General features: G+C 65.9%; 24 protein-coding genes. 21 read left to right on the forward strand and 3 right to left on the reverse strand.

All coding sequences use genetic code 11. The features are described from left to right. Positions 1-3 precede the first annotated feature (3 nt). Both AC1D2E_RS04365 and AC1D2E_RS04370 read right to left on the reverse strand, forming a co-directional pair. Positions 4-675 (reverse strand): RraA family protein, encoded by a 672-nt coding sequence (locus AC1D2E_RS04365; RefSeq protein ID WP_478196275.1) that lies wholly within the window; start codon positions 673-675, stop codon positions 4-6. 44 nt (positions 676-719) lie between these two features. Further along, the gene (locus tag AC1D2E_RS04370) at positions 720-1928 is read right to left on the reverse strand and encodes an aspartate transaminase (RefSeq protein ID WP_478196276.1); all 1209 of its coding nucleotides are present in this window, start codon (positions 1926-1928) and stop codon (positions 720-722) included. Positions 1929-2085: 157 nt separating this feature from the next. Between AC1D2E_RS04370 and nac the strand changes: the two genes are divergently transcribed. The 12 genes from nac (at position 2086) to AC1D2E_RS04430 (ending at position 12283) form a co-directional block, all read left to right on the forward strand. After that, positions 2086-3024: a nitrogen assimilation transcriptional regulator NAC gene (gene nac / locus AC1D2E_RS04375; protein ID WP_478196277.1), complete on the forward strand. Its 939-nt coding sequence runs from the start codon at positions 2086-2088 to the stop codon at positions 3022-3024. Positions 3025-3159: 135 nt separating this feature from the next. Further along, positions 3160-3642, forward strand: a complete 483-nt coding sequence (locus tag AC1D2E_RS04380) for an acetyl-CoA carboxylase biotin carboxyl carrier protein (protein ID WP_478196353.1) — start codon at positions 3160-3162, stop codon at positions 3640-3642. 233 nt (positions 3643-3875) lie between these two features. Beyond that, positions 3876-5228 (forward strand): acetyl-CoA carboxylase biotin carboxylase subunit, encoded by a 1353-nt coding sequence (accC, locus tag AC1D2E_RS04385; RefSeq protein ID WP_478196278.1) that lies wholly within the window; start codon positions 3876-3878, stop codon positions 5226-5228. Further along, positions 5225-5896 (forward strand): 5-oxoprolinase subunit PxpB, encoded by a 672-nt coding sequence (gene pxpB / locus AC1D2E_RS04390; protein ID WP_478196279.1) that lies wholly within the window; start codon positions 5225-5227, stop codon positions 5894-5896. The genes accC and pxpB overlap by 4 nt, the downstream gene beginning before the upstream one ends. After that, positions 5893-6882 carry a 5-oxoprolinase subunit C family protein gene (locus AC1D2E_RS04395; protein WP_478196280.1) on the forward strand — a complete coding sequence of 330 codons (990 nt, stop codon included), beginning with the start codon at positions 5893-5895 and terminating at the stop codon, positions 6880-6882. Before pxpB ends, AC1D2E_RS04395 begins: the two co-directional genes overlap by 4 nt. Continuing rightward, positions 6879-7325 (forward strand): acetyl-CoA carboxylase biotin carboxyl carrier protein, encoded by a 447-nt coding sequence (locus tag AC1D2E_RS04400; protein WP_478196281.1) that lies wholly within the window; start codon positions 6879-6881, stop codon positions 7323-7325. Before AC1D2E_RS04395 ends, AC1D2E_RS04400 begins: the two co-directional genes overlap by 4 nt. A 16-nt stretch (positions 7326-7341) precedes the next feature. Further along, a complete protein-coding gene (locus AC1D2E_RS04405; protein ID WP_478196282.1) occupies positions 7342-8106 on the forward strand; it encodes a LamB/YcsF family protein in 765 nt (254 codons plus the stop codon). A gap of 207 nt (positions 8107-8313) precedes the next feature. Beyond that, positions 8314-9066 carry an SDR family oxidoreductase gene (locus AC1D2E_RS04410; protein WP_478196283.1) on the forward strand — a complete coding sequence of 251 codons (753 nt, stop codon included), beginning with the start codon at positions 8314-8316 and terminating at the stop codon, positions 9064-9066. Positions 9067-9094: 28 nt separating this feature from the next. Continuing rightward, a complete protein-coding gene (locus AC1D2E_RS04415) occupies positions 9095-9796 on the forward strand; it encodes an amino acid ABC transporter permease (RefSeq protein ID WP_478196284.1) in 702 nt (233 codons plus the stop codon). A gap of 3 nt (positions 9797-9799) precedes the next feature. Next, positions 9800-10555 carry an amino acid ABC transporter permease gene (locus AC1D2E_RS04420; protein WP_478196285.1) on the forward strand — a complete coding sequence of 252 codons (756 nt, stop codon included), beginning with the start codon at positions 9800-9802 and terminating at the stop codon, positions 10553-10555. A gap of 98 nt (positions 10556-10653) precedes the next feature. Next, the gene (locus AC1D2E_RS04425; protein ID WP_478177114.1) at positions 10654-11388 is read left to right on the forward strand and encodes an amino acid ABC transporter ATP-binding protein; all 735 of its coding nucleotides are present in this window, start codon (positions 10654-10656) and stop codon (positions 11386-11388) included. Positions 11389-11440: 52 nt separating this feature from the next. After that, positions 11441-12283 carry an ABC transporter substrate-binding protein gene (locus AC1D2E_RS04430; RefSeq protein WP_478196286.1) on the forward strand — a complete coding sequence of 281 codons (843 nt, stop codon included), beginning with the start codon at positions 11441-11443 and terminating at the stop codon, positions 12281-12283. Between the two features lie 114 nt (positions 12284-12397). Here AC1D2E_RS04430 and AC1D2E_RS04435 read toward each other — a convergent pair whose 3' ends face one another. Next, positions 12398-13876, reverse strand: a complete 1479-nt coding sequence (locus tag AC1D2E_RS04435; RefSeq protein WP_478196354.1) for an ROK family protein — start codon at positions 13874-13876, stop codon at positions 12398-12400. Here AC1D2E_RS04435 and AC1D2E_RS04440 point away from each other — a divergent pair. The 9 genes from AC1D2E_RS04440 to AC1D2E_RS04480 all read left to right on the forward strand — a co-directional run bounded on the left by AC1D2E_RS04440 (position 13866) and on the right by AC1D2E_RS04480 (position 24992). Beyond that, entirely contained in the window at positions 13866-15146 is a 1281-nt protein-coding gene (locus AC1D2E_RS04440; RefSeq protein ID WP_478196287.1) for an ABC transporter substrate-binding protein, read from the forward strand. The two genes, AC1D2E_RS04435 and AC1D2E_RS04440, sit on opposite strands and share 11 nt — an antisense overlap. Positions 15147-15210: 64 nt before the next feature. Continuing rightward, a complete protein-coding gene (locus AC1D2E_RS04445; protein WP_478196288.1) occupies positions 15211-16158 on the forward strand; it encodes a carbohydrate ABC transporter permease in 948 nt (315 codons plus the stop codon). A gap of 31 nt (positions 16159-16189) precedes the next feature. Beyond that, positions 16190-17002 (forward strand): carbohydrate ABC transporter permease, encoded by an 813-nt coding sequence (locus AC1D2E_RS04450; RefSeq protein WP_478196289.1) that lies wholly within the window; start codon positions 16190-16192, stop codon positions 17000-17002. 9 nt (positions 17003-17011) lie between these two features. Further along, the gene (locus AC1D2E_RS04455) at positions 17012-18073 is read left to right on the forward strand and encodes an ABC transporter ATP-binding protein (RefSeq protein WP_478196290.1); all 1062 of its coding nucleotides are present in this window, start codon (positions 17012-17014) and stop codon (positions 18071-18073) included. Between the two features lie 12 nt (positions 18074-18085). Further along, positions 18086-19567, forward strand: coding sequence for a glycoside hydrolase family 5 protein (locus tag AC1D2E_RS04460; RefSeq protein ID WP_478196291.1), 1482 nt, complete (start codon positions 18086-18088; stop codon positions 19565-19567). Between the two features lie 24 nt (positions 19568-19591). Next, positions 19592-20689, forward strand: a complete 1098-nt coding sequence (locus AC1D2E_RS04465) for a Gfo/Idh/MocA family protein (protein ID WP_478196292.1) — start codon at positions 19592-19594, stop codon at positions 20687-20689. A 31-nt stretch (positions 20690-20720) separates the two neighbouring features. Further along, positions 20721-21362 carry a ThuA domain-containing protein gene (locus AC1D2E_RS04470; RefSeq protein ID WP_478196293.1) on the forward strand — a complete coding sequence of 214 codons (642 nt, stop codon included), beginning with the start codon at positions 20721-20723 and terminating at the stop codon, positions 21360-21362. 22 nt (positions 21363-21384) lie between these two features. After that, positions 21385-23799, forward strand: a complete 2415-nt coding sequence (locus tag AC1D2E_RS04475; RefSeq protein WP_478196294.1) for a glycoside hydrolase family 3 protein — start codon at positions 21385-21387, stop codon at positions 23797-23799. 8 nt (positions 23800-23807) lie between these two features. After that, a complete protein-coding gene (locus AC1D2E_RS04480) occupies positions 23808-24992 on the forward strand; it encodes a fumarylacetoacetate hydrolase family protein (protein ID WP_478196295.1) in 1185 nt (394 codons plus the stop codon). The last annotated feature ends 2 nt before the right edge of the window (positions 24993-24994 follow it).

Consider the following 24994-nt stretch of genomic DNA (forward strand, 5'->3'; position numbering starts at 1 on the left):
GAGTCAGTTCGGGCAGCGTGCTTCGAGGGCGTCGACGAAGCTGCGGTCCCAGCGGCCTTCCTTCATGGCGCGCATCGTCTCGGCTTCGGTCGCCAGGTGCGACCGGGCCTTCTCGATCAGCCATTCGGCATCGTTCGGCGAGAACGCCATCAGCCCGTCCTGGTCGCCGACCACGACATCGCCGGGATTCACCAGCATGCCGCCCACCGACACCGGGACATTGATCTCGCCGGGACCGTCCTTGTACGGGCCGCGATGGTTCACGCCGCGTGCGTAGACCGGGAAGTCGCGCGCGCGGATCTCGGCCACGTCCCGGATGGCGCCATCGAGCACGACCCCCACGGTGCCGATGGTGGCGGCGTAAAAGGACAGGATGCCGCCGATGACCGCATTGGCCAGGTCGCCGTCGGCGTCGATCACGATCACGTCGCCGGGCCGGCAGAACTCGAAGGCGCGCAACAGCGTCAGGTTGTCGCCGCCGCGCGACTTGATGGTGACGGCCGTACCGGCCATCGTCCCGGGCCCCGGCCGGTGATAGGGGTTCAGCCCGACGCTGCCGATGTTGCGGTGCATGTTGTCGCTCAGCGCCGCGACCGGGATGTCGCGCAGCGCGGCGATGTGGGCCGGATTCACTTGCGGCGCGGACGGGTTCTTGCGGATGCCCTTGAATTGCATGGATGTCTCCTGTTCGGTGGGGGGGCGAGGCGGCCGGTCCCTGCTCAACGCAGTTCGGCGACCGCGCGGGCGATGCGCGTGCAGCCTTCCTCGAGAATGTCGATGGAAGTCGCGATCGACAGCCGGAAGTAGGGCGAGAGGCCGTAGGCGGTGCCCGCGACCATCGCGACGCCTTCGCTTTCCAGCAGGTACATCACGACGTCGCCGTCCTCGGCCAGGACCTTGCCGGAGGGCGTGGTCTTGCCGATCAGGCCGCTGCAGTTGACGTAGAGGTAGAAGGCGCCCGGCGGCGTGGCGCAGCTCAGGCCGGGAATGGCGTTGATGAGGGCCAGGGTGCGGTCGCGGCGCTGCTTGTAGACGGCGACACTCTCGGCGACGAAGGACTGGTCGCCATTCATCGCGGCCGCGGCGGCGGCCTGGCTGATCGAGCAGCAGTTGCCGGCCGACTGCGACAGCAGCGTGTCCATCGCGCGGACCATGTCGACCGGCCCGGCCACGTAGCCGATACGCCAGCCGGTCATCGCATAGGTCTTCGAGACGCCGTTGACGACCAGCGTGCGATCGCGCAGCTCGGGTGCCACGGCGAGGATGTGCGGCGTCTTCTCGCCGTCGAAGCGGATGTGCTCGTAGATGTCGTCGGTCATCACCATCACTTGGGGGTGGCGCACCAGCACGTCGGCAAGGGCCCGGTATTCGCCCGCGGTGTAGGCGGCGCCGGTCGGGTTGCTCGGCGAATTGATCAGCAGCCAGCGCGTGCGCGGCGTGATGGCGGCCTCGAGCTGCGCGGGCGTCAGCTTGAAGCCGTTGACCTCGGGGCAGGCGACGATCACCGGCTTGCCCTCGCAGGCCAGCACCATGTCGGGGTAGGAGACCCAGTAGGGCGCGGGCACGATGACTTCGTCGCCCGGCTCCACCGTGATCGCGAAGGCGTTGTAGATCGCGCTCTTGGCGCCGTTGGTGGCGATGATCTCGTTCATCGCGTAGGTCAGGCCGTTTTCCCGTTTCAGCTTGGCGACGATGGCTTCGCGCAGCTCGACCGTTCCGGCCATCAGGGTGTAGCGGGTGGCGCCCTTGTCCATCGCCGCGGCGGCGGCCTGTCGGATGTACAGGGGGGTGTCGAAGTCGGGCTCGCCGACGACGAGGTTCACGATGGACTTGCCCTGGCGGCGCAGCTCGTTGGCGCGGTCGGCGGCCGAGGTGCTGGGCGAAGGCTTGATGCGGCGGACGCGCTCTGCGATGCGGGAGGTGGTCATGGCTTCCTGGAGTGGGATGGCAGGACCGTACGGTACGCAGATCGCCTTCCCGAAGCCAAGACGAGATCGCTCTGGTCGGATAGGTAGAGCTTATGGAAGGCCCCGATGGCCCGTCCCCGGGGCCGGTGCTAGGCTCGGGATTTGCTTTGGAGGCAGGGTGAACCTGCGGCGACTCAAATACTTCGTGAAGATCGTGGACATCGGCAGCCTGACGCAGGCGGCCGAGGTTCTTTACATCGCCCAGCCGGCGCTGAGCCAGCAACTGGCCACGCTCGAGGGCGAGGTGCGGCAGCAACTCCTGGTGCGCACGAAGCGCGGCGTGACGCCGACCGAGGCCGGCAAGGTGCTGTACCGCCATGCGCAGATCATCCTGCGCCAATGCGAGCAGGCGCAGGTCGACATGGCGGCGGCCGGGCAGGGCGTCTCCGGCCAGGTGTCGGTGGGTCTCGCGCCCGGCACCGCGGCGGCGGCGCTCTCGCTGCCCTTGCTGCGCACGGTGCGGGCGCGCCATCCGGGCATCCTGCTGTACCTGAACGAGAACTACGGCACCACGCTGAGCGAACTGATCATGAACGGCCGAATGGATCTGGCCGTGCTCTACGGCGACAAGGCGATCCATGGCCTGACCTTTCTGCCGCTGCTGAGGGAGCCTTTGTTCCTGGTCGGGCCGGCGTCGATCCCGGCACCGGCCCAACCGGTGCGGCTGGCCGACCTGCGCGACATGGAACTCTTCCTGCCGCGTCCGTACAACGTGGTGCGCAAACTGGTCGATGCGGCCTTCAGCCGGCTTGGCGCGGCGCCGCGCGTCGTGGCCGAGATCGAATCCGCCTTCACGCTGACCGCGGCCGTGGCCGACGGACTGGGTGCCACGATCCTGCCGGCGTCCATGGCGCGCGAGGTGGTGGCGTCCTGTGGGGCCTGGCAGTTCCAGATCGTCGACCCGGTGATCGAGGCGCCGCTGGCCCTGTGCCAGTCGGACCACCTGCCGCTCTCCGAACCGGCGCAGGCGGTGAAGGACATCCTCCTCGAACTGGTCACCGAGCTGTCGAACAACGCCGCCGCGACCGAGGAGCCGGTGCTGGCCAAGGCGTCATAAGCCGACCTTATCCCGGCACAGCCAATCCGTCTTTGGCTTTGCAGCCTTCGCGGGCTACCGTTCATGCCTGCCGTCACGCGTTCGCGGAATGCGTCGGCCACCAAGGAGATCCCGCCCTTCAGCGGCGGGTCCGGCATGAACCAGGAACAGATCAGGATCCTCATCGACGCACTGGCGGCCTCGGCGCTGTCGGAGCTGGAGTACAGCGAAGACGGTTGCACGCTGCGGCTGGTGAAGCAGGGGGCGTCGACGCCGCTGGCCCGCGCCGGGCGCGGCGCCGCGGATGCCTCCGCCGCCCCGCAGGCCACCGCGCACGGGAGGGACGATGCGCGCGCCGACCTGGCTGGCGCCATCCAGGCGCCCTCCGTCGGCCTGGCTGCGAGCCCGATCGAATGCCTGGCGCCGCTCTATGGCGTGATCCACCTGCAGCCGTCGCCCGGCGAGCCGCTGTTCGTGCAGCCGGGCCAGCAGGTCGCGGCCGGCCAGACCTTGTGCGTGATCGAGGCGATGAAGGTCTTCAACGAAGTGCGCGCCGAGACCGACGCGACCATCGCCGAGGTGCTGGTGCGCTCCGGCGACGAGGTCGAGGCCGGCCAGCCATTGTTCCGTCTTGCCTGAAATGAAACACCCCCGAAGCGCCTGCGGCGCCTCGAGTCGCTGCCATTGGCAGCGGCTCTTCGGGTCCGTCCAAGCCTGCGCAGGCAGGCTTGGAGCCGCGGACCTCAGCCCCTCCAGGGGGCGATACCAGCGGCCCGGCGAAGCCGGTTCCGCGGTATCCCTGGTATCTGACGGCGCCGGTTTCATGCGTCATGGCTCGCGCGATAGCGCAGTGGAAAACTGAGAAGGACATCATGTTCGACACCGTCCTCATTGCGAACCGCGGCGAGATCGCCTTGCGAATCCTGCGCGCCTGCCGCGGCCTGGGCCTGAAGACGGTGGTCGCGCACTCCGACGCCGACCGCGATGCGGTCTATGTGCAGCAGGCCGACCAGGCGCTGTGCATCGGTCCGGCCAGCCCCGGCCAGAGCTATCTCAACCAGTCGGCGCTGCTCTATGCGGCCGAGGTGAGCGGCGCGCAGGCGATCCATCCCGGCTACGGGTTCCTGTCGGAGAACGCGGGCTTCGTCGAGAAGGTGGAGCAGGCCGGATTGCGCTTCGTCGGACCGAGCGCCGCCTGCATCCGCGTGATGGGCGACAAGGTTGCGGCCAAGCGTGCGATGCGTCGGGCCGGCGTGCCTTGCGTGCCGGGTCCGGACGACGGGTTGCCCGACGATCCGGAGGCCGTGCGTGCGCTGGCGCGCGAGGTCGGATACCCGGTGATCGTGAAGGCGGCCGGCGGCGGTGGCGGTCGCGGCATGCGCGTGGTCCGGGAGGAGGGCGAGCTGCTGGAGGCGCTGGCGCTCACGCGCGAGGAGGCGCGCCGCGCCTTCGGCAATCCCGAGGTCTACATCGAGAAGTTCCTGCTGCATCCGCGGCATGTCGAGATCCAGGTGCTGGCCGACAGCCACGGCCACGCGATCTGGCTCGGCAGCCGGGACTGCTCGCTGCAGCGGCGGCACCAGAAGGTGATCGAGGAAGCACCCGCGCCCGGCATCGACGAGGCGCTGATCGCCGCGGTCGGGGAGAGTTGCGCGGCGGCCTGCCGGCAGATCGGCTATTGCGGCGTCGGCACCTTCGAGTTTCTCTACGAGAAGGGCGCCTTCTATTTCATCGAGATGAATACGCGGCTGCAGGTGGAGCATCCGGTGACCGAGATGACCACGGGCATCGATATCGTGCAGCAGCAGCTGCGCATGGCGCGCGGCGAGCGGCTGGCGATCACGCAGGCCGATGTCCCCTGCAGGGGACATGCGATCGAATGCCGTATCAATGCGGAGGATCCCGACAGCTTCGCGCCGTCGCCGGGTCGCATCACGGGCTGGCGCGTGCCCGGCGGCTTCGGCGTGCGCTTCGATTCGCACGCGGGCCCGGGCTACCGCGTGCCGCCGTACTACGACTCGATGATCGGCAAGCTGATCGTGCATGGCGCCAGCCGCGAGGACGCACTGGATCGCATGCGGCTCGCGCTGGGCGAGCTGCAGGTCGACGGCATCGCAACCAACGTGCCGCTGCACCGCGCGCTGCTTCAGGACGACGGCTTTGCCACCGGCGGGGTCGACATCCACCACCTCGAACGCTGGCTGCAGCGCAGGAACGCACCGTGAACTCCCCGACGACTGGATCGATCCCGACGCTGAGCCTGCTGGGCACCACGGCGCTGCTGTTCGAAGCCCCGGGCGCGATGGAGCTTCATTCGCAGCAGCGCATCTGGGCGCTCGCGCAGGAGGCTGCCGAATGGCCCGAGGTGCGCGAGGCCGTGCCCGGAATGAACAACCTGATGCTGAGCTTCGTTCGCCCGCCGCGTGCGCTCGATGAACTGAAGGCCCGGCTGGAGGCCGCCTGGGAGGCCGTCACGCCGCTCACCCGCGAGGGCCGCGTGGTCGAGCTGCCGGTGCGCTATGGCGGTGCCGGCGGTCCGCACATGGCGGACGTGGTGGCGCACACCGGCCTGTCGGTCGAGGAGATCGTCGAGCTGCACAGCGCGCCGCTGTACCCGGTGTATGCGCTGGGCAGCCATCCCGGCTACTGCTACCTGGGTGGCATGGACCCGCGCATCGCGACGCCGCGGCGCAAGGTGCCGGTGCTCAGCATTCCGGGTGGCGCCGTGTCGATCGGCGGGGCGCAGACCGGTGTCTCGGCCTCCGCCGGGCCGAGCGGCTGGAACACCATCGGCAGCACCACCATGGTCTTCTTCGACCCGGGGCGGAATCCGCCGGCCACGCTGCAGCCGGGCGACCGCATTCGCTTCCTGGTGGAAGGGATAGAAAAATGATCGAGATACTTTCCAACGCGGCCCTGGCGACCGTGCAGGACCTCGGGCGCCTGGGCAGCCTGCGCTTCGGCGTGGGTACCGCCGGTGCCATGGACGACCTCGCGCTGGCGGCGGGCAACCTCCTGCTGGGCAACGATCCCGGCGCCGCGGGCATCGAGATCCCGGTCTTTCCGTTCAAGCTCCGCTTCACCGGGGATTGCGCCTTCGCGCTGACCGGCGCGGACTGCGGCGCGACGCTGGACGCGCAACCGCTGCTGCCGTGGTGGTCGCACCAGGCGCGGGCCGGCCAGGTGCTGACGCTGGGCCTGCCGCAGGGCGCGCAGCGCGCCAGCCGTGCGCTGCTGTGCCTGCCGGGCGGCATCGATGTGCCCGAGGTGCTGGGTTCGCGCAGCACCCAGATGCGCGGCGCCTTCGGTGGCCATGAGGGCCGGGCATTGCGCAAGGGCGACGTGCTGGGCGCCGCCGACCCGAAGCGCGCCTGCCGGACCGGCTTCGGCCTGGTGCCGCCGGCCATCGCCCTGCCGCTGGAGCTCGACGGGCGGGTCGCGCTGCGGGTCTTGCCGGCGGCCGAATACCTGGGCTTCGAGGCCGCGTCCCGCGAGGCCTTCTGGGCCGGCGAATGGCGCATCACGGCGCAGAGCGACCGCTACGGCTACCGGTTGGCCGGGGAGGCCCTGCAGCCCGTGGCGCCGATGGAACTGCGTTCGCATGGCATCGTGCCCGGCGTGATCCAGGTCCCGCACAGCGGGCAGCCGATCATCCAGATGCGCGACGCGCAGCCGTCGGGCGGCTATCCCAAGTTCGGCACCGTGATCGAGGCCGATCTGTGGCGACTGGGCCAGGCGCCGATCGGCAGCCGGATCCGCTTCATCGAGACGAGCTGGGACGAGGCCGTGGCCGCGCTCGAACAGAAGGAGGCCTGGCTGGCGAAGGTGGCACGCATGGTGGCGCTGCACCGCAGCGGGCCGATGGGGAGCGCTGCATGAAAAAGGCGCCTCACGAGCTCCTGGAGATCGCCGGCTGGATGGCGGCGACGGACATCGGCTTTCTCGAACTGCGGATGCCCGGCGCGACCGTGCGGCTGGGGCGGCAGGGCGAGGCGGTCGTGGCGCTGGACCCCATCCCGCCCGGCGAGGCCGCCGGGCCGGTCGCCCGCGGGCCCGTGGTCCCAACCCAGGCAGGGCTCGCTCCCGACACCGTGAGCGCCGCTTCCGTCGGCGTGTTCCTGCACGCCCACCCCGGCGCGACGGCGCCGTTCGTGCGCGTCGGCCATGACGTCCAGGCCGGCCAGACGCTCGGACTGCTGCGCATCGGCGTCCTGCTGCTGCCGGTGAGCGCCCCGCGAGCCGGCACCGTCGCCGCGCTGCGGGCCGACGACGGCGCGACTGTCGGCTACGGCACGGCCCTGGTCGAGCTGCATCCCATCTGACGACAAGGAAAGCACCATGGACATGGACCTGAACGCGGACCTGGGCGAAGGCTTCGGCTCCTGGCGCATGGGCGACGACGAGGCGCTGCTGGGCATCGTCTCGTCGGCCAACGTCGCCTGCGGCTTCCATGCGGGCGACCCGCAGATCATGGACCGCACCGTGCGCACGGCGCTGGCGCGCGGCGTGGATGTGGGCGCGCATGTCGGCTTCCCGGACCTGGCCGGCTTCGGCCGCCGCCCGATGCAGATGGACACGGGCGAGCTGGTCGCGGCCGTGGTCTACCAGCTCGGCGCCCTGGCGGGCATCGCACGCACCGCGGGGCACCGCATGACGCACATGAGTTTTCATGGCGCGCTCGGCAACATGGCGGCGGCGGACGCGGAATTCGCGGCGCCGCTGGTGCGGGCGGTGGCGGACTTCGATCCCTCGCTGACGATCAGCTCCTCGGCCAGCCGGGCCATCGAGGATGCGGCGCAGCGCTGCGGCTTGCGCATTCGCACCACCTTCCTGGCCGACCGCGCCTGCGACGACGCGGGGCTGCTGATCCCGCGCAAGATGCCGGACTCGGTGATCCACGACCCCGAACGGGTCCTGGCGCGTGTCCGGCAGTTGCTGGCGGAGGGCACCGTCACCACCTACGCCGGCAAGACGATCCCGATGCGCGTGCATTCGATCCTGGTCCACGGCGACACGCCGGGCGCGGTGACACTGGCGCGCGGGGTGCGCGAGGTGGTCGAGGCGCACGGCCGTGTGGTCCCGATCTCGCGCCAGGCCGCCTGAAGCGCGCCGTCGAGCGGGCACGGACATGGTGCTTACCCTAGGTCGGCGCGCACGCTTCCAGGGCGACATAAGGGGGGCTTATCGCTCCACAGCCAAACCGTCTTGGCGCGCCGAACCTGCGGTCGATACAGTGAATTCATCGCGGTCCGAAAGCGCATTCGACAAGGGCGCGACCGGCCGCCATCCCACAGAAAGAAAGTGATCCAGATGCCCTTCTCCGATTACAAGACCGCCCTGGTGACAGGTGCCTCCTCCGGCATCGGCGCCGCCGTTGTCGAGCGCCTCTGCAAGGAAGGCCTGCAGGTCCATGCGCTGGCCCGCAGCGGCGCCAAGCTGAAAGAACTCGCCGCGCGCACGGGCTGCATCCCGCACGCCATCGACGTGAGCGACCTGCACAGCGTCACCGCGCTGACGAAGGAGGTCGAGTTCGACGTTCTCGTGAACAACGCCGGCGTCGATCGGCCGGGATCGATCCTGAAAGCCGACGCCGAAGGCATCGACCTCCTGGTGGACGTCAATCTGCGCGCGGTGCTGCATCTCTGCCGGCTGGTCGTTCCGGGCATGGTGGCGCGCGACAGCGGCCACGTGGTCAACATCAGCTCGATCGCCGCGGCCTACAACTTCGGCGGCAACAGCACCTACCACGCGACCAAGGCGGCGGTGAGCATGTTGTCGAGGCAATTGCGGGTGGATTGCTTCGGCAAGCGGGTGCGCGTCACCGAGATCTGCCCGGGCCGCGTGGCGACCGACATCTTCGCGCACGTGCACGGCGACTCCGAGGAGACGCGCAAGCGCTTCGTCGAAGGCTACGAGCTGCCGGAGGCTGCCGACATCGCCAACGCCATCGCCTTCGCGATCGCGGCGCCTGTCGCGGTGAACATCGGCCACATGGAAATCACACCGACGCTGCAGGTGCCCGGCGGCCTCTCCACCGCCAAGCCGGAGACGGTGCGGGCCTGAGCCTCGCCCGTTCACACGAGAGCACGCCATGAAGGACTTCGACCTCCTTGCGATCCTGCTGAAGCCCGAGTTCGGCGCCATGCTGCTGCACGGGATGGTGCTGACCCTGAAGATCGCGGTCGGCTCCTGGCTGCTCGCGATGTCGATGGCCGTCGTCCTGCTGGTGGTCCGGCTCAGCGCCAACCCGGTGGCCGAGCAGGCCGTTGCGGCCTATGTCTCCTACCACCGCAACGTGCCGACGCTGGTGCAGCTGATGCTTTGGTACTTCGGCATCTTCAGCCTGCTACCGGACGCCGTGCAAGCCTGGCTGTCGAACAACAATGCCGAGGCGCTGATCTCGATCGTGGCGCTCGGTCTCTGCCAGGCCGCCTACTTCAGCGAGGACATGCGCTCCGGCCTGCGCGCCATCCCGGCCGGACAGTCCGAGGCGGCGCGTGCCCTGGGACACGGCTACATCGGCGCGATGCGGCACGTGATGCTGCCGCAGGCGGTGCGCAACGCGGTGCCGGCCCTGGTGAATCACAGCGTGTCCCTGTTCAAGAACAGCAGCCTGGCGATGGCCATCGGCGTCGCGGAACTGACCCATGCGGTCAAGGAGATCGAGAGCCAGAGCTTCCGCACCTTCGAGGCGTACAGCATGGCGACCTTGATGTACCTGCTGGTGTCCCTGCTCATCATGGCGGTCGGGGCCTGGATCGCACGCCGCTATCGCGTTTCCGGGGCGAGGTAAGACATGTTCGGCATCTTCGACATACTGCGCGACAACTGGCTGCTGCTGCTGGTCGGCCAGTATCCCAACGGGCCGATGGGCGGCATCGTCGCCACGCTCATTCTCTCGGTGCTGGGCATCGTGCTGGCCTTCCCCGTGTCGGTGCTGCTGGCACTGGCGCGGCTCTCCCCCTGGCGCGCGCTGCGCTGGCCGGCGACGGTGCTGGTGTACATCGTGCGCGGTGTTCCTCTCCTGATGGTCATCCTGTGGGTGTACTTCCTCGTGCCGATCCTGATCGGGCGGGACGTGTCCGGCTTCACCACGATGTTGTGCACGCTGGTGATCTACGAAGGCGCGTATCTGTCGGAAGTGGTCCGCGCCGGCATCCAGGCGCTGCCGAAGGGACAGACCGAGGCGGCCCGCGCGCTGGGCCACAGTCACCTGGGCACCATGGCTTACGTGATCCTGCCCCAGGCCCTCTACAACATGCTCCCGAGCATGCTGAGCCAGTTCATCTCCACCATCAAGGAGACCACGCTGGGCTACGTGATCAACGTGCAGGAACTCACCTTCGCCGCCAATCAGATCAACAACCAGTTGCTGACCAAGCCGTTCCAGGTGTTCTTCATCCTGGCGATGACCTACTACGTCGTCTGCTTCAGCCTGACCCAGCTGGCGCAATGGCTGGAGCGCCGAATCGTCCACAAGCGGCTCGGCAGCGCGACACCCGCCACCACCGAGGACGGCCTGCCGCTGCCGCCGGTGGCAGCCAACTCCTGACACCGCGATTCGACGGTGAGCGAAACAAAGAACGGAGACCGACCATGGAAACGCTTGAACAACCCAGCGCACGGCTGAAGCCGCGCGAGGACGACACCATGATCCTGTTTTCCAATATCAACAAGTGGTATGGCGACTATCAGGCGCTGACCGATGTCAACGCCGAGGTCAAGAAGGGCGAGGTGGTCGTGGTCTGCGGCCCCTCCGGCTCCGGCAAGTCGACCTTGATCCGCACGGTCAACCGGCTGGAGGAAATCAAGTCCGGCCAGTTGCTGTTCGATGGCCACGATATCCATGCCCCGATGAGCAGCCATGCGCTGAACAAGCTGCGCAGCCGCATCGGCTTCGTGTTCCAGAGCTTCAACCTGTTTCCCCATCTGTCCGTGCTGGACAACATCATGCTGTCGCCAGTGCATGTGCTGGGTGTGAAGCGCAGTGACGCCAAGGCCAGGGCCGGCCAGCTGCTGGAGCGCGTGGGGCTGTCGAACAAGGCCAATTCCTATCCGGCGCAGCTCTCGGGCGGCCAGCAGCAGCGCGTCGCGATCGCCCGCGCCCTGGCGATGGAGCCGCCGGCCATGCTCTTCGACGAGCCGACCAGCGCGCTGGACCCGGAAATGGTCGGCGAGGTGCTGTCGGTCATGCGCAGCCTGGCCAACGAGGGCATGACGATGATGTGCGTCACCCACGAGATGAACTTTGCGCGCGAGGTGGCCGACCGCGTCTGGTTCATGGACGCCGGCCGCATCCTGGAGAAGGCGGACCCTGAGACCTTCTTCACCCGACCCCAGCACCCGCGTGCGCAGCGATTCCTGTCGGACCTGCGGGCGCATTGAGCCGATCGATTTCCCCTTGTTTTTCACCCGTTATTCTTCCCAGGAGCTTCCCATGTCGAATGCCAACGTGTTTCGTCTTGCCGCCCTCGGCGCGGCCCTCTGCGCATGCTCGCTCGCGGCCCAGGCCGACCAGTGGAGCGACATCGCTGCACGCAAGGAACTCAAGTGCGGCACCTTCGCCGACGTGCCGCCCTTTGCAGCGCCGGACCCGAAGACCCGCGAGATGGTCGGCCACGACGTGGACCTCTGCAACGCCATCGCGAAGGAGCTCGGCCTGACGGCCAAGGTGACGCCGCTGTCGGTCGAGGCCCGCGTGCCCGAGGTCAAGCTCGGCCGCGTCGACGTGACCATCGCCAACCTGGCCTACACCAAGAGCCGCGGTGAGCAGATCCAGTTCAGCGACCCGTATTACGTCGCGAAGGAAATGCTGGCGGTCAAGGCGTCGGACCCGGGCACGACCAAGGCCGATTTCAAGGGCAAGCGCCTGAGTTCGACCAAGGGCTCGACCTCGGAGCTGTCGATCAAGATGAACGGCTCCGAACCCGTGACCTTCCAGGACACCGGCTCGGCCTTCATGGCCGTCCAGCAGAACAAGTCGATGGGCATGGTGGCGAACACCATGACGATCACCAAGCTGGTCAACCAGTCGAAGACCGAGGGCGTCGAGCTGAAGATGATCAAGGAACCGATGGTGCTGCAGCCGATCGGCATCGGGATGAAAAAGGACGAGCCGGTGTTGCTGGCCAAGGTGAACGAAGCGCTCTACGCGCTGGAGAAGAAGGGCGAGCTGGACAAGCTGTGGAACAAGTGGCTCGGCCCGAACACCGAATACAAGATGACGCGAGAAGAGAAGGTCACGCCGCTGGCCGACTTGAAGTTCGAACTGCTGCCTTGAGTGCCGGCTTGCCGCCGGGTGAGCGCCAGGTTGGCCGTCATCGACCCGTTGCGTCGCGCCGCGCGGCAGTGCGTTCGAGGAGACGCAGATCTTCAAATTAATTCGACTGTCAAACTAATTCGGCTCCGACGCGGTCGGAACATAGTGCGAGTGCAGGGCCGGCTGGTGAGGATTGAGAATCGCGTGCAGGACATAGGCTGCGCCTCCCACCGCGGTCGCCAGGTCGGCGTAGCGCGCTGTCTTCACCGCTGGCGCGACAAGACCGGCCCTTGCCGCGTACCGGGCGAGTACCTCGGTGGCGGCATCGAGCAGGGTGTCGCCGCCGAGGGTCACGGTCTCGCCTCCCAGGACGATCACCTGCGGGTTGAAGGTCGTCCAGGCGTTCTGGAGCAGCACGCCAAGCACGGCACCCGCTCGCGCGAAAGCGCTCCGGGTCGCCGGATCGCGAGCGCTCATGCGCGCACGCAGCGCGCGCCGGTCGATGGTGTCGTTCTGAAAGCAGCCTGCCGCGGCCGCGATGGCCTTGAGCCCGATGTACGCCTCTGCGCAACCGAGGCGACCGCAGGAGCAGGGCTGGCCATCGATCACGAGGGTCGTGTGGCCGATCTCGCCCGCTGAACCGCTGGCGCCCGTGAACAGCGCGTGGTTGAGGATGATGCCCGCCCCGACGCCGACGCCGCAGCTGACGTAGACCAGGGGATCGTCGACCGGCCGTTCGCAGAACTCGGTCTCGCCGACCGCTGCCAGGTCGGCCTCGTTGTGATAGTAGACCGGGACGTCCGCCAGACCCGCGCGTGCGAGTTCGGCGCCGAAGCGACGGCCGATCTCGACATGGCGCCAGCCGATGTTCGGCGCAAATTCGAGCATGCCCGAACGCTTGTCCACCGGCCCGTGCAGTCCGACGCCGATGCCCAGCAGGCGCGAACCGTCGCGTGTCATCTTCGCGGAGAGGGCGGTGGCCATCTCGACGAGTTGGTGGCAGGCTTGATCCGGATCCTTGGATCGCAACGCTGCCTGGCTCGACTCGAGTATTTCCCCATGGATCGAGGTCGCCACGACCCGGACGACGTCGGGTCCAAGGTCGACGCCGAGCAAGACCATGTTCTTGCCATCGAGCCTCAAAGGCGTGGGCCGCCGTCCGACGGTACCGGTCACGAATGCATCCGCCTCGACCAGCCACCCTTCATCGATGAGTTCCTTGATGAGCAGGCTGACCGTCGATCGCGTCAAGCCGCTGCGCTCGGACAGGCCGGCGCGCGAGATGCCGGCGTGTTCGCGCAGCAGGCGAAGCATGGCAATGCGATTGATGTTCTTGACGAGAGCCTGATCTCCCGTGACTGGCGTTGGCGTGTGCATTGGCTCCTTCGGCGCGCTCGTTCGTTTTATGGCTGCTGGTCGAACTAATGGTCTCACATTTCGATTTTCCAGATGTGTCATGGCGATCCTTGGAGCCGATGGCGCGGCGAGCCAAGCCGAAAGCGTGGCGTCGACTTCGAAAATCTGCACCATCGGCGTATTCCCTAGTGACGTCATCAGCGGCGGATGGCACATTTGTTTGGCCATCAAACAAATAGGAGACACGATGAGAAGCATCAAGTTGGTTTCTTCTGCGGTGCTCGCCGCGGGGATGTGCCTGTCCTCTGCCGGTGTCCTGGCCGCCGACATGACCGTTCGTCTGCTCCACGTGGACCAGAACCCCGAGACCGGCGCCTTCTACAACGACGTCGCACGCCGCTTCGAATCGACGCACCCCGGTGTCAAGGTCGAGATCCAGTACCTCGAGAACGAGTCGTACAAGAAGAAGCTGACCACGCTGCTGCAATCACCCGACCGGCCCAACATCCTGTACAGCTGGGGTGGCGGAACCATGCGCGACCAGATCAAGGCCGGGGTGGTCGAGGACCTCTCGGCGCCCATGGACGCGAAGTGGCGCGAGAGCTTCATGCCGGCTGCGCTGCAGGCCTTTACCGTCAACGGCAAGGTCTACGGGGTGCCGCTGCAGCTGGGCCAGGTCGGGTTCTTCTACAACAAGGACCTCTTTGCCAAGGCCGGCGTGGACGCCGGGTCGATCAAGACCTGGGACGACCTGCTCGGCGCCGTGAAGAAGATCAAGGACTCGGGAAGCACGCCGATCATCGTCGGCGGCGGGGACAAGTGGCCGCTGCACTTCTACTGGTCGCATCTGGCATTGCGACTCGGAGGCAAGGCTGCCTTCGACGCTGCCATGCAAGGCGAGGGTAAGGGCTTTGCGAGCGACACCTTCGTCCAGGCGGGCACCTTGTTCCAGCAGCTGACCGACCTGAAGCCCTTCCAGCCGGGCTACCTCGGCGCCACGTTTCCCCAGTCGTCGGGCCAGTTCGGCGACGGCAAGGGCGCCATGGTGCTCCAGCTGAACGCGATGCTCGGCTCGATGAAGGCGAACTCCGCGAACAAGCTCGGCATTCCCGAGGACAAGCTGGGATGGTTTCCGTTCCCGGTCGTCGCGGGGGGCAAGGGCGACCCGAGCGACACCTTGGGCGGAATGAATGGCTGGCTCGTCACCAAGGGCTCTCCGAAGGAGGCCRTCGAATTCCTGCGCTTCTTCTCGGAGGCAAAGAATCAACGGGTGCCCGCTGAACGCGGCTCCTACATCCCCGTGGTGATTGGAACGCAGGATGCCATCGCCAACCCCATTCTTCGCCAATTGGCAGGCAACGTTTCGAAGTCCCCCTACCACCAGATCTATTACGACCAGATGCTTGGCCCGTCGGTTGGTGCGGTGGTCAACGACGTGTCGGTCGAACTCGCCACGGGGAAGATGAAGCCGGCGGATGCAGCGGCTGCGGTACAAGCCGCCTGGCAGCGCGCCAACAGCACCAACTGAACGACCCACGCGACCCCGACTCAGGCGCCGGCATTCGATGCGCGTAGACAGGGAAGGAGCCATCGTGACGACGATCGATCACAGTGCAGGTGCCGTGGCGCCCGCCCTAACGGGCAGGTCGCGGGCCTGGCGTCGCAAGCCATCCAAGCGAATCGGCGGAACAACGGCCGTGGTGCTGTTCTTTCTTCCGCCGGCGATCTTGTTGTTCACCCTGTTCGTCGCCTTGCCGATGGGGGCCGCCGGTTGGTACAGCTTCTTCAACTGGAACGGCTATGGCGTGCCCACGAATTTCGTCGGCTTGCGAAATTTCGTGGACCTCTTCCGCAATCCTGCGTTCCACACGGCCCTCGGCAACAACCTGCTGATCATCGTGGGGTCGCTGGCCGTGCAGTTGCCATTGGCGCTGGCAATGGCGGTATTGCTTGCCGACCGGGTGATCGGCACGACCACGTTCAGGTTGATCTTCTTTCTGCCGTACATCCTGGCGGAGATCGCGGCCGGCCTGATCTGGCGCTTTGTCTACGACGGCGACTACGGCTTGCTGGCCAAGATCTGGGAATCGTTCGGAGCGACGGCGCCTTATGTGCTGTCCGAACCCGAGATCGCCATGTACGCCATCCTGGTGGTCGTGATCTGGAAGTACTTCGGCTTCCACATGATCCTGTACATCGCCGGATTGCAGCAGATCGATCGCAGCCTGTACGAGGCCGCTCGCATCGACGGCGCGTCGCGCTGGYAGATCTTCAGCCGGATCACGGTGCCGCTGCTGGGCTCGACGATCAGGCTGTCGGTGTTCTTCGCGATCCTGGGGTCGATCCAGCTGTTCGACCTCATCATGCCGCTGACCAAGGGCGGCCCGTCCGACAGCACGCAGACCATGGTGACCTTCCTCTACAACTACGGTGTCACTCGCATGGAAATCGGATTCGGCAGTGCCGTCGGCGTTGTCCTGTTCCTGATCTGCGTGGTCTTCGCCTTTGGCTACAAGCGGGTTCTGATGCGCCATGATTAGTCACGATACATCCGCGCCGAAGTCGGCGTCCATGTCGCCGGTCGTTCGCTACGCAGCGCTGTTCCTCGTTGCCGGCCTGGTGCTGATCCCGTTGGTCGCCACCGTCCTGGGTGGATTCAAGACCTTGGGAGACCTGCGCGTCAATCCCTTCGGGATCCCGGGGCAATGGGAGTGGCGAAACTACTGGGACATCCTGGGCGGGAGCCGCTACTGGCAACTGATGGGGAATTCCGCGGTGATCGCGTTGCTGACGGTCGTCCTGACGGTGATGGTCTCGGCGATGGCCGCATTTGTGTTCGTGCACATCCAGTTCTTCGGCTCGACCTTCCTCATCAACTACCTTCTTCTCGGATTGATGTTCCCCGCGGCGACCGCAATCTTGCCGCTCTTCATCCAGATCCGGGACCTGGGCCTGCTCGACAACTACTGGGGCGTCGTCCTGCCCCAGGTGGCCTTCGGCCTGGCGTCGAGCATCCTGCTGTTCCGCAACTACTTCAAGCAGCTGCCGGCGGAGTTGTTCGAGGCGGCACTCATTGACGGCTGCGGCTACTTCAGGTTCTTCTGGCACATCGTGCTGCCCCTGTCGAGACCCATCCTGGCGACGGTGTCGGTGATCGTCTTCGTGCACAGCTGGAACTCCTACCTGCTGCCCTTGGTGGTCTTCAACCGCGAGACGCTCTACACGTGGCCTCTGGGAATCATGGCGTACCAGGGCGAGTTCTCCACCGACTGGAACCTGGTGCTGGCATTCATCACGCTCACGATCCTTCCGGCCGTGATCATGTTCTTTGCTGCGCAGAAGCACATCGTGGCCGGCCTGACCTCCGGCTCTGTCAAAGGATAAGGACCCATCATGTCTTCGGTGAGTATCAGAAAAGTCCAGAAGGACTATGGCCCGGTGTCCGTCATCCGAGGCGTCGACGTCGAAATCGATGACGGCGAATTCGTGATTCTCGTCGGCCCTTCCGGCTGCGGAAAGTCGACCCTGCTGCGAATGATTGCCGGGCTCGAGGACATTTCGGACGGCGAGATCCGCATCGGCGAGAGGGTGGTCAACGATGTCGCACCCAAGGAACGCGACATCGCGATGGTGTTCCAGAGCTACGCGCTGTATCCGCACATGACGGTCGAGCAGAACATGGCGTTCTCGCTCAAGATGGGCGGTGCGAAGAAGAGCGAGATCGACCCGAAGGTCGCGCGTGCGGCGAAGATCCTCAGTCTCGAGCCGCTGCTGGGTCGCCTGCCGAAGGAACTCTCCGGTGGCCAGCGTCAGCGCGTCGCGATGGGCCGGGCGATCGTTCGCGACCCCAAGGTGTTCCTGTTCGACGAGCCGCTGTCCAACCTCGACGCCAAGCTTCGGGTGCAGATGCGCACCGAGATCAAGGCGCTGCACCAGCGCCTGGGAACCACCATCGTCTACGTGACCCACGACCAGGTCGAGGCCATGACGATGGCCGACAAGATCGTGGTGCTGCATGACGGCGTCGTCGAGCAGGTGGGCGCCCCTCTCGACCTGTACGACCGTCCGAGCAACTTGTTTGTGGCCGGCTTCATCGGCAGTCCCGCGATGAACCTCCTCAAGGGGAAGGTGGAGCGAGAGGGCTTCGTGGTCGATGCATCCGGTGGCCTGACCTTGCCCTTCTCGAACGCACCGACAGCGACGCCGGGACTGCCGGCGGTCTACGGCATCCGGCCCGAGCACTTCGTGCTCGACAGCGCGGGCTTCCCGATCACGGTGGAGGTGGTCGAGCCGACCGGCTCCGAGACTCAGGTGATGGCACAGCTCGGTGGACAGGCGATCACCGCGGTCTTCCGCGAGCGCATCACCGCCGGCCCCGGCGAAGTCATCCGGATCGCCGCACAGAGCGAACACGCGCATCTGTTCGATGCGGCGACAGAGCAACGAATCAATTGAAGGAGCAGGTCAATGGAATTTCTGAGCGTCAAGGCCAACCAGATCGTCGATGCCCGCGGCAAGAGCGTGCGGCTCAGGGGCACCTGTGTCGGCGGCTGGATGAACATGGAGGACTTCATCAACGGCTTCTCCGGCGCGGAGCACACGCTGCGGTTCGAGATGGCGGAGGTCCTGGGGAAGTCGAAGGCCGAGTTCTTCTTCGAGCGATTCCACGACCACTTCTTCAATGAAGCGGACATCGAATACCTCAAGAGCCTTGGCACCACGGTGGTCAGGCTCCCGCTGAACTACAGGCACTTCGAGGACGACAACAAGCCCTTCACCTACAAGGAGGCCGGCTTTCAACGGCTGACGCAGGTGCTGCGGTGGTGCGAGAAGCACGGCCTCCATGCCATCCTCGACCTTCACGCCGTCCAGGGGTGGCAGAACGTGCATTGGCATTCGGACAACGCCAACAGGCACAGCCTGTTCTGGAAGCACACGCATTACCAGGACCGGTTCATCGCCCTGTGGAAGGAGATTGCCCGGCGATACAAGGACGAGGCCGTCATCGCGGGATTCAACCTGATGAACGAGCCCTGCGTGAACAACCAGTTCGGCGACCTGCCCTGGAACATCCACAAGAACTACCGTCCGGACTGGGACCTGATGAACGCCGTCTATCGGCGGGCCGTCGACGCGGTCAGGGAGATCGATTCCAGGCACATCATCTTTCTCGAAGGCGATCGCTATTCCTACCTCTTCGATGGCCTGGAAGCCCCCTTCGCGGAGAACCTCGTCTACAGCAGCCACAACTACACCATCGCGGGCTTCGGCCCGGGCCAGTATCCCGGAACGATCGATGCGGGACAGTCCCGAAGCTATGGCCCCGAGCACTGGGACCTGGCGAGGCAAGAGACGGAGTTCACGAACCACGAAGGCACCGTGTTCACGAAGAAGCACGGCACTCCCTTGTGGGTCGGCGAGTTTGGATCGGTCTACAACGGCGGCCTGGAATCGGTGCCCGACCGCCTGCGTGCCATGGACGACCAGATCGGCATTTTCGAGCGCCATGGCGCGCACTGGACCACCTGGACTTACAAGGACGTCGGCGTGATGGGGCTGGTGACCCTCGACCCCGAGTCGGAGTACCGGCAGCGGGTCGGCGACTTCATCCGGAAGAAGGAGCAATTGGGCGCCGACGACTGGATGGTGTGGATGCCCCAGACGCCTGTCAAGCAGGAAACCGGAAAGCTCGCGCAGCAGATCTACGACGTCATCGGCGACGAAGACATCACTCAAAACTACAACCGCAAGTGCTTCAGCTCGGCGGTGCTCTGCTTCTACACCAGCGCCCTGATGCAGCAGACCTACTCCCGCCTGTTCAAGGACTTGTCCGAAACGCAGATCGATCGGGTCCTCTCGTCGTTCTCGCTGAAGCAGTGCAAGGTGAACAACGAACTCGCCGGGATCGTGAGGAAGTATGCCGCCTTCCCGACGCAGTCACGCGATTGATTCCCCACTGACAGAGGACCACTCATGGACAAGGTAGGTATCGGCTTCATCGGCTGCGGGAACATCAGCGAGGCTTATTTGAAGGCCGCGACGAAATTCCCCATCCTCGACATTCGAGGCGTTGCGGACATGAAGCCGGAGGCAGCGCAGGCGCGTGCCTCACAGTTCGGGCTCAAGGCACTCTCGGTCGATGCGCTCTTGCGCGACCCCGCGATCGAGATCATCGTGAACCTGACGATTCCGGCGGCGCACGTCGAGGTCGGCCTCATGGCGATCGCGGCCGGCAAGCACGTCCATTCCGAAAAGCCATTGGGTCTCACGACTTCGCATGCTCGAACGCTGCTCGAAGCCGCCGACAAGCGTGGCCTTCGCGTCGGCTGTGCGCCCGACACCTTTCTGGGTGGAGCCCACCAGACGTGTCGCAAGCTCGTCGACGAAGGCGCCATCGGCAAGCCAGTGGCTGGCACGGCGACTTTCATGTGTCCGGGTCACGAGCGTTGGCATCCGAATCCTGCCTTCTACTACGCGGAGGGCGGCGGACCGATGCTCGACATGGGGCCGTACTACATCACGGCACTGGTCAACCTCATCGGACCGGTTGCGCGCGTCTCCGGGTCGACCTCGCGCGTGCGCAGCGAGCGCCTCATCACCAGCGAGCCGCTCAAGGGCACGAAGATCGACGTCGAAGTGGCCACCCATGTCGCCGGCACGATGGAGTTTGCGTCGGGCGCCATCGTTTCGATCGCCACCAGCTTCGACGTGCCGAAGCACCGGCATGTACCGATCGAGCTCTACGGCACCGAGGCCAGCATGATCGTCCCCGATCCGAACTACTTCGGCGGCACGATCCAGCTCGCCCAGGCGGGGCAGGATTGGGTCGAGCAGCCGATCGGACATGCCTACGGAGACGGCAACTATCGAAGCATCGGCGTGGCCGACATGGCGCACGCCATCCGCGCCAACCGTCCGCACCGCGCGTCGGGCGAATTGGCCCTTCATGTCCTCGAAGTCATGGAGGCGTTCGAAACCTCATCGCGACTCGGTCGCCACGTGAGCATCGAGACCCGGCCCGAGCGGCCGCAGATATTGCCGACCGCGTTCTCGGCAGGCGGCCTCGGCTGAATCCATCAACGAATTGAACAGAGGCAACTCAATGCGCGAAGCCATGATCGTGTGGGGCGGCTGGATGGGGCACGAGCCCGACCAGGGTGCGAAGATCGTCTCGGACATGTTGACGGAGCGCGGCTTCAAGGTCCGTGTCGAAACCTCGACAAAGGCCTTCGCGGACCCGGCCATCGCGGACCTGAGCCTGATCGTTCCGATCATCACGATGGCCAAGATCGAAAAGGACGAACTCGCCAACCTGACCCGAGCCGTCCGCGAAGGCGTCGGCCTCGCCGGCTTTCATGGCGGCATGGGCGATGCCTTTCGCGAGGCGGTCGACTACCAGTTCATGACGGGAGGCCAATGGGTGGCCCATCCCGGCAACGTCATCGACTTCCGCGTGAACATCGTCAAGCCGGACGATCCGGTGACGAAGGGCATTGGCGACTTCGACTACCACTCGGAGCAGTACTACATGCACGTCGACCCGTCGAACGAGGTGCTGGCCACGACGACCTTCACCGGCGAGCATGCGCCATGGATCGAAGGCGTGGTGATGCCGGTGGTGTGGAAGCGCCGGCACGGGCAGGGGCGGGTGTTCTATAGCGCGCTCGGCCATGTCGCCAAGGAGTTCGAGGTGCCGCAGATGCGCACGATCCTCGAGCGCGGCATGCTCTGGGCGGCGCGCTGACACAACCCGACGCCGTACACCCATGACTTCTTCCACGCCCGTCTACAAGGACCCCGCGCAGCCGTTGGCGGCGCGCGTGAACGACCTGCTCGGACGCATGACGCTCGAGGAAAAGATCGCCCAGATGCACGCCTTCTGGCTGATCCTGTCCGAGAGCGGCGAACACCGGGTGCGTCCCGGCGAGGCTTTCGTTGTTGCCAGCGACGCCGATTCGGTGCTACGGCGCCTGGCCAACGGTATCGGACAGATCACCCGGCCATTGGGCACGCGCAGTGTCGAAGCAGGCAGCGGATTGCGCGCGCTCAACAAATTGCAGCGCTATCTACGAAACGAGACACGTCTGGGCATTCCCGCGATGTCGCATGAAGAGTGCCTCGCAGGCATGATGACCCGCGATGGCACGCTGTTTCCGTCTCCGCTGGCCCTCGGCGCCACCTGGAATCCCGCGCTCGTCGAGAAGGTGGCAGCGAAGATCGGCTTCGAATGCCGGGAGTTGGGATGTCAGCAAGGACTGGCGCCCGTTCTCGATGTCTCGCGCGATGTCCGGTGGGGACGCACGGAAGAAACCTTCGGCGAGGATCCCTATCTCGTCGGCGTCATGGCGACGCGTTATGTTCGCGGCATCCAGGGCCCCCGGCGAGACGTGCTCGCGACGCTGAAGCACTACGCGGGTCATTCGTTCAGCGAGGGCGCACGCAACCATGCCCCGGTGCACGTCGGCTGGCGGGAGCTGAACGACACCTTCCTGCTTCCCTTCGAGATGGCCGTGAGGCAGGCCAACGCAGGCTCGGTGATGCCGGCCTACCACGACATTGACGGCGAGCCGACACACTGCTCGCACCACCTGCTGACAGAGGTGCTGCGCGAGCAATGGGGCTTCGACAGTCTGGTGGTGGCCGACTATGTGGGGGTGAGCTTGCTCTATCAGCACCACGCGGTGGCAGCGGATGCGACCGAAGCCGCGGCCCTGGCCTTCAATGCGGGGCTGGATGTCGAGTTGCCTGCGGATGATTGCGCGCAGCACCTCGCGGCGGCGATCGAGCGCGGCCTGATCACGTTGGCGACCGTCGATCGCATCGTCTCTCGGATCCTCACGGAGAAGTTTCGCCTGGGACTGTTCGAGAAGACCTTCGAGGACGCCGCAGCGGCGCCCGCGCTGCGTACGCCCGAAGTCGTTGCGACGGCCCTCGAAGCGGCGCGCCAGGCGATCGTGGTGCTGGACAACCGGGGTGGCGTGCTGCCGCTCAGTCCGGCCGGCGCTCCCCGCCTCGCCGTGATCGGCCCCACGGCCGACGATCCATTGGCCATGCTCAGCGGCTACAGCTACCCCGCCCACGTCGTCCTGCACAACCAGGTCGAAGACACCCGTCACATCGTGACGCCGCTGCAGGGCCTGCAGGCGATCTATGGCGCAGACAGCGTGCGCTACGCGAGGGGCTGTTCGATCATTGAAGTCCGCAAGAAGGGAACCCCGGTGTTCCCGGGCGATGTGCGCGCAGAGGGCATCCAGCCCACCTCGCCGGTTTCGCTTCGCACCGATGAAATTCCCGAGGCTGTCGACGCCGCCCGCAATGCAGATGTCGCCATCGTCCTGGTCGGCGACCTCGCAGGCCTTTTTCAAACCGGCACGATCGGGGAAGGCTCCGATGCGGATTCGCTCGATCTGCCCGGTGTGCAGCAGCAGTTGCTCGAAGCCGTGGTCGATACCGGTACACCGACCGTGGTCGTGCTGACCAGCGGGCGCCCCTACAACCTTGGCGGACTGGAGGATCGCATCGCAGCCTTCGTGATGGCGTTTGCCGGCGGCCAGCAGGGCGGCACCGCCATCGCCGAGGTCCTTTCGGGCCGCGCCGAGGCCACGGGCAGGCTGACCGTCTCCGTGCCGGAAAACGTTGGCGCCATGCCGTACTACTACAACCACAAGTTCAAGAGCGGAGGAACGCCGATTGCCCTGCACTTCGGCAGCCGATATCCCTTCGGCCATGGCCTGAGCTACACGCGCTTCGAGTACCGCAATCTGGAAGTGCCCCTTTCTCCCGTCCCCATCGAAGACGGCGAGATCGTGCTCAGCTTCGACCTCGCCAATACGGGATCCCGAAAGGGTGTGGAAATCCCACAGCTGTACGTGCGCGATCGCCTGGCCAGCGTCGTGCGACCCGTGCGGGAATTGAAGGCCTTTGGCCGGGTGGAACTGAGCGCCGGCGAGGTCGCCCGGGTGACCTTTCGGGTACCGGTGGACATGCTGGCCTTCACCGGCATGGCCGGTGCGCGAATCATCGAGCCGGGCACGTTCGAGTTGGGGATCGGTGCATCGAGTGCCGACATCCGGCTGCGTGCGCAGATCGACGTATGCGGCAGCACGCGCACGCTCGAACAGAACTGGCGCATGGAAAGCAGCTGTGACATTCACCCCCTCTCCCCGGCACCCCTCCTCTAGATCTCCCAATGCAACCGAAGCTCAATTCATCGTTTCTTCCCACCGACGCTTCCGGCGCCTTGCTCGTTGGCCGAGTCTGGCGTGCAGGCCCAGTCAACGGACCTTGCGTCGTGGTGGTTCGAGACGGTCAAGTGGTGGACATCACTGCCTCGGCGCCCACCGTGTCCGACCTTCTCGAGCGGCATGACCTCCTGGAATTCATCCGCAACTGCCCAGGGGAGCCCTTGGGTGAGGTCGCCGGGTGGCTGGACAAAGCCATGACGGCCTCGGGAGAGTCTGGCGCCGAGAAGCTCCTGGCACCGTGCGATCTGCAGGCCATCAAGGCATGCGGCGTCACCTTCGCCGTCAGCCTGCTGGAGCGTGTCATCGAGGAGCAGGCCGGCGGCGATTCGGCCAAGGCCACACAGATCCGGCATGACCTTCAGCGCACGATCGGATCGGACTTGTCGGCCATCCGACCCGGCTCGCCCGAGGCGGAAACGCTCAAACGCGAACTCATCCGCCAGGGCACATGGTCTCAGTACATGGAAGTCGGAATCGGCCCGGACGCCGAAGTGTTCTCGAAGGCGCAACCCATGTCAGCGGTCGGTTTCGGCGAGGACGTCGGCCTGCACCCGAGCTCGTCGTGGAACAACCCCGAGCCCGAGATCGTGCTGGCCGTCAACAGCCGTTCGCAGATCGTGGGTGCGACACTGGGCAACGATGTCAATCTTCGGGACATCGAAGGCCGCAGTGCCCTGTTGCTGGGAAAGGCCAAGGACAACAACGGGTCCTGTGCGATCGGACCGTTCCTGCGCCTGTTCGACGATGACTTCACGCTGGACACGATCCGTGCGGCCACCGTGAGCCTGACCATCGAAGGGCAGGACGATGGCTTCAGGCTGGAAGGCTCCAGCCGGATGGCCGAGATCAGCCGCGACCCCGCGGATCTGGTGCGGCAGACATGCGGTCCACACCACCAGTATCCGGACGGCTTTCTGCTGTTCCTCGGCACGATGTTCTCCCCGATCCAGGATCGGGAGGCCGAAGGCGAAGGGTTCACGCACCGCCTCGGCGATCGCGTGACGATCTCGACGCCATCGCTGGGCGCGTTGTTCAATCACGTGCAACGCTCCGACGCCATCGCGCCCTGGACCTTCGGGGTCCGAGCGCTCTACCAGAACCTGTCCTCCCGCGGCATTGCCGCTTCCTGAGG

The organism is Variovorax sp. P1_H2 (assembly GCF_056405295.1).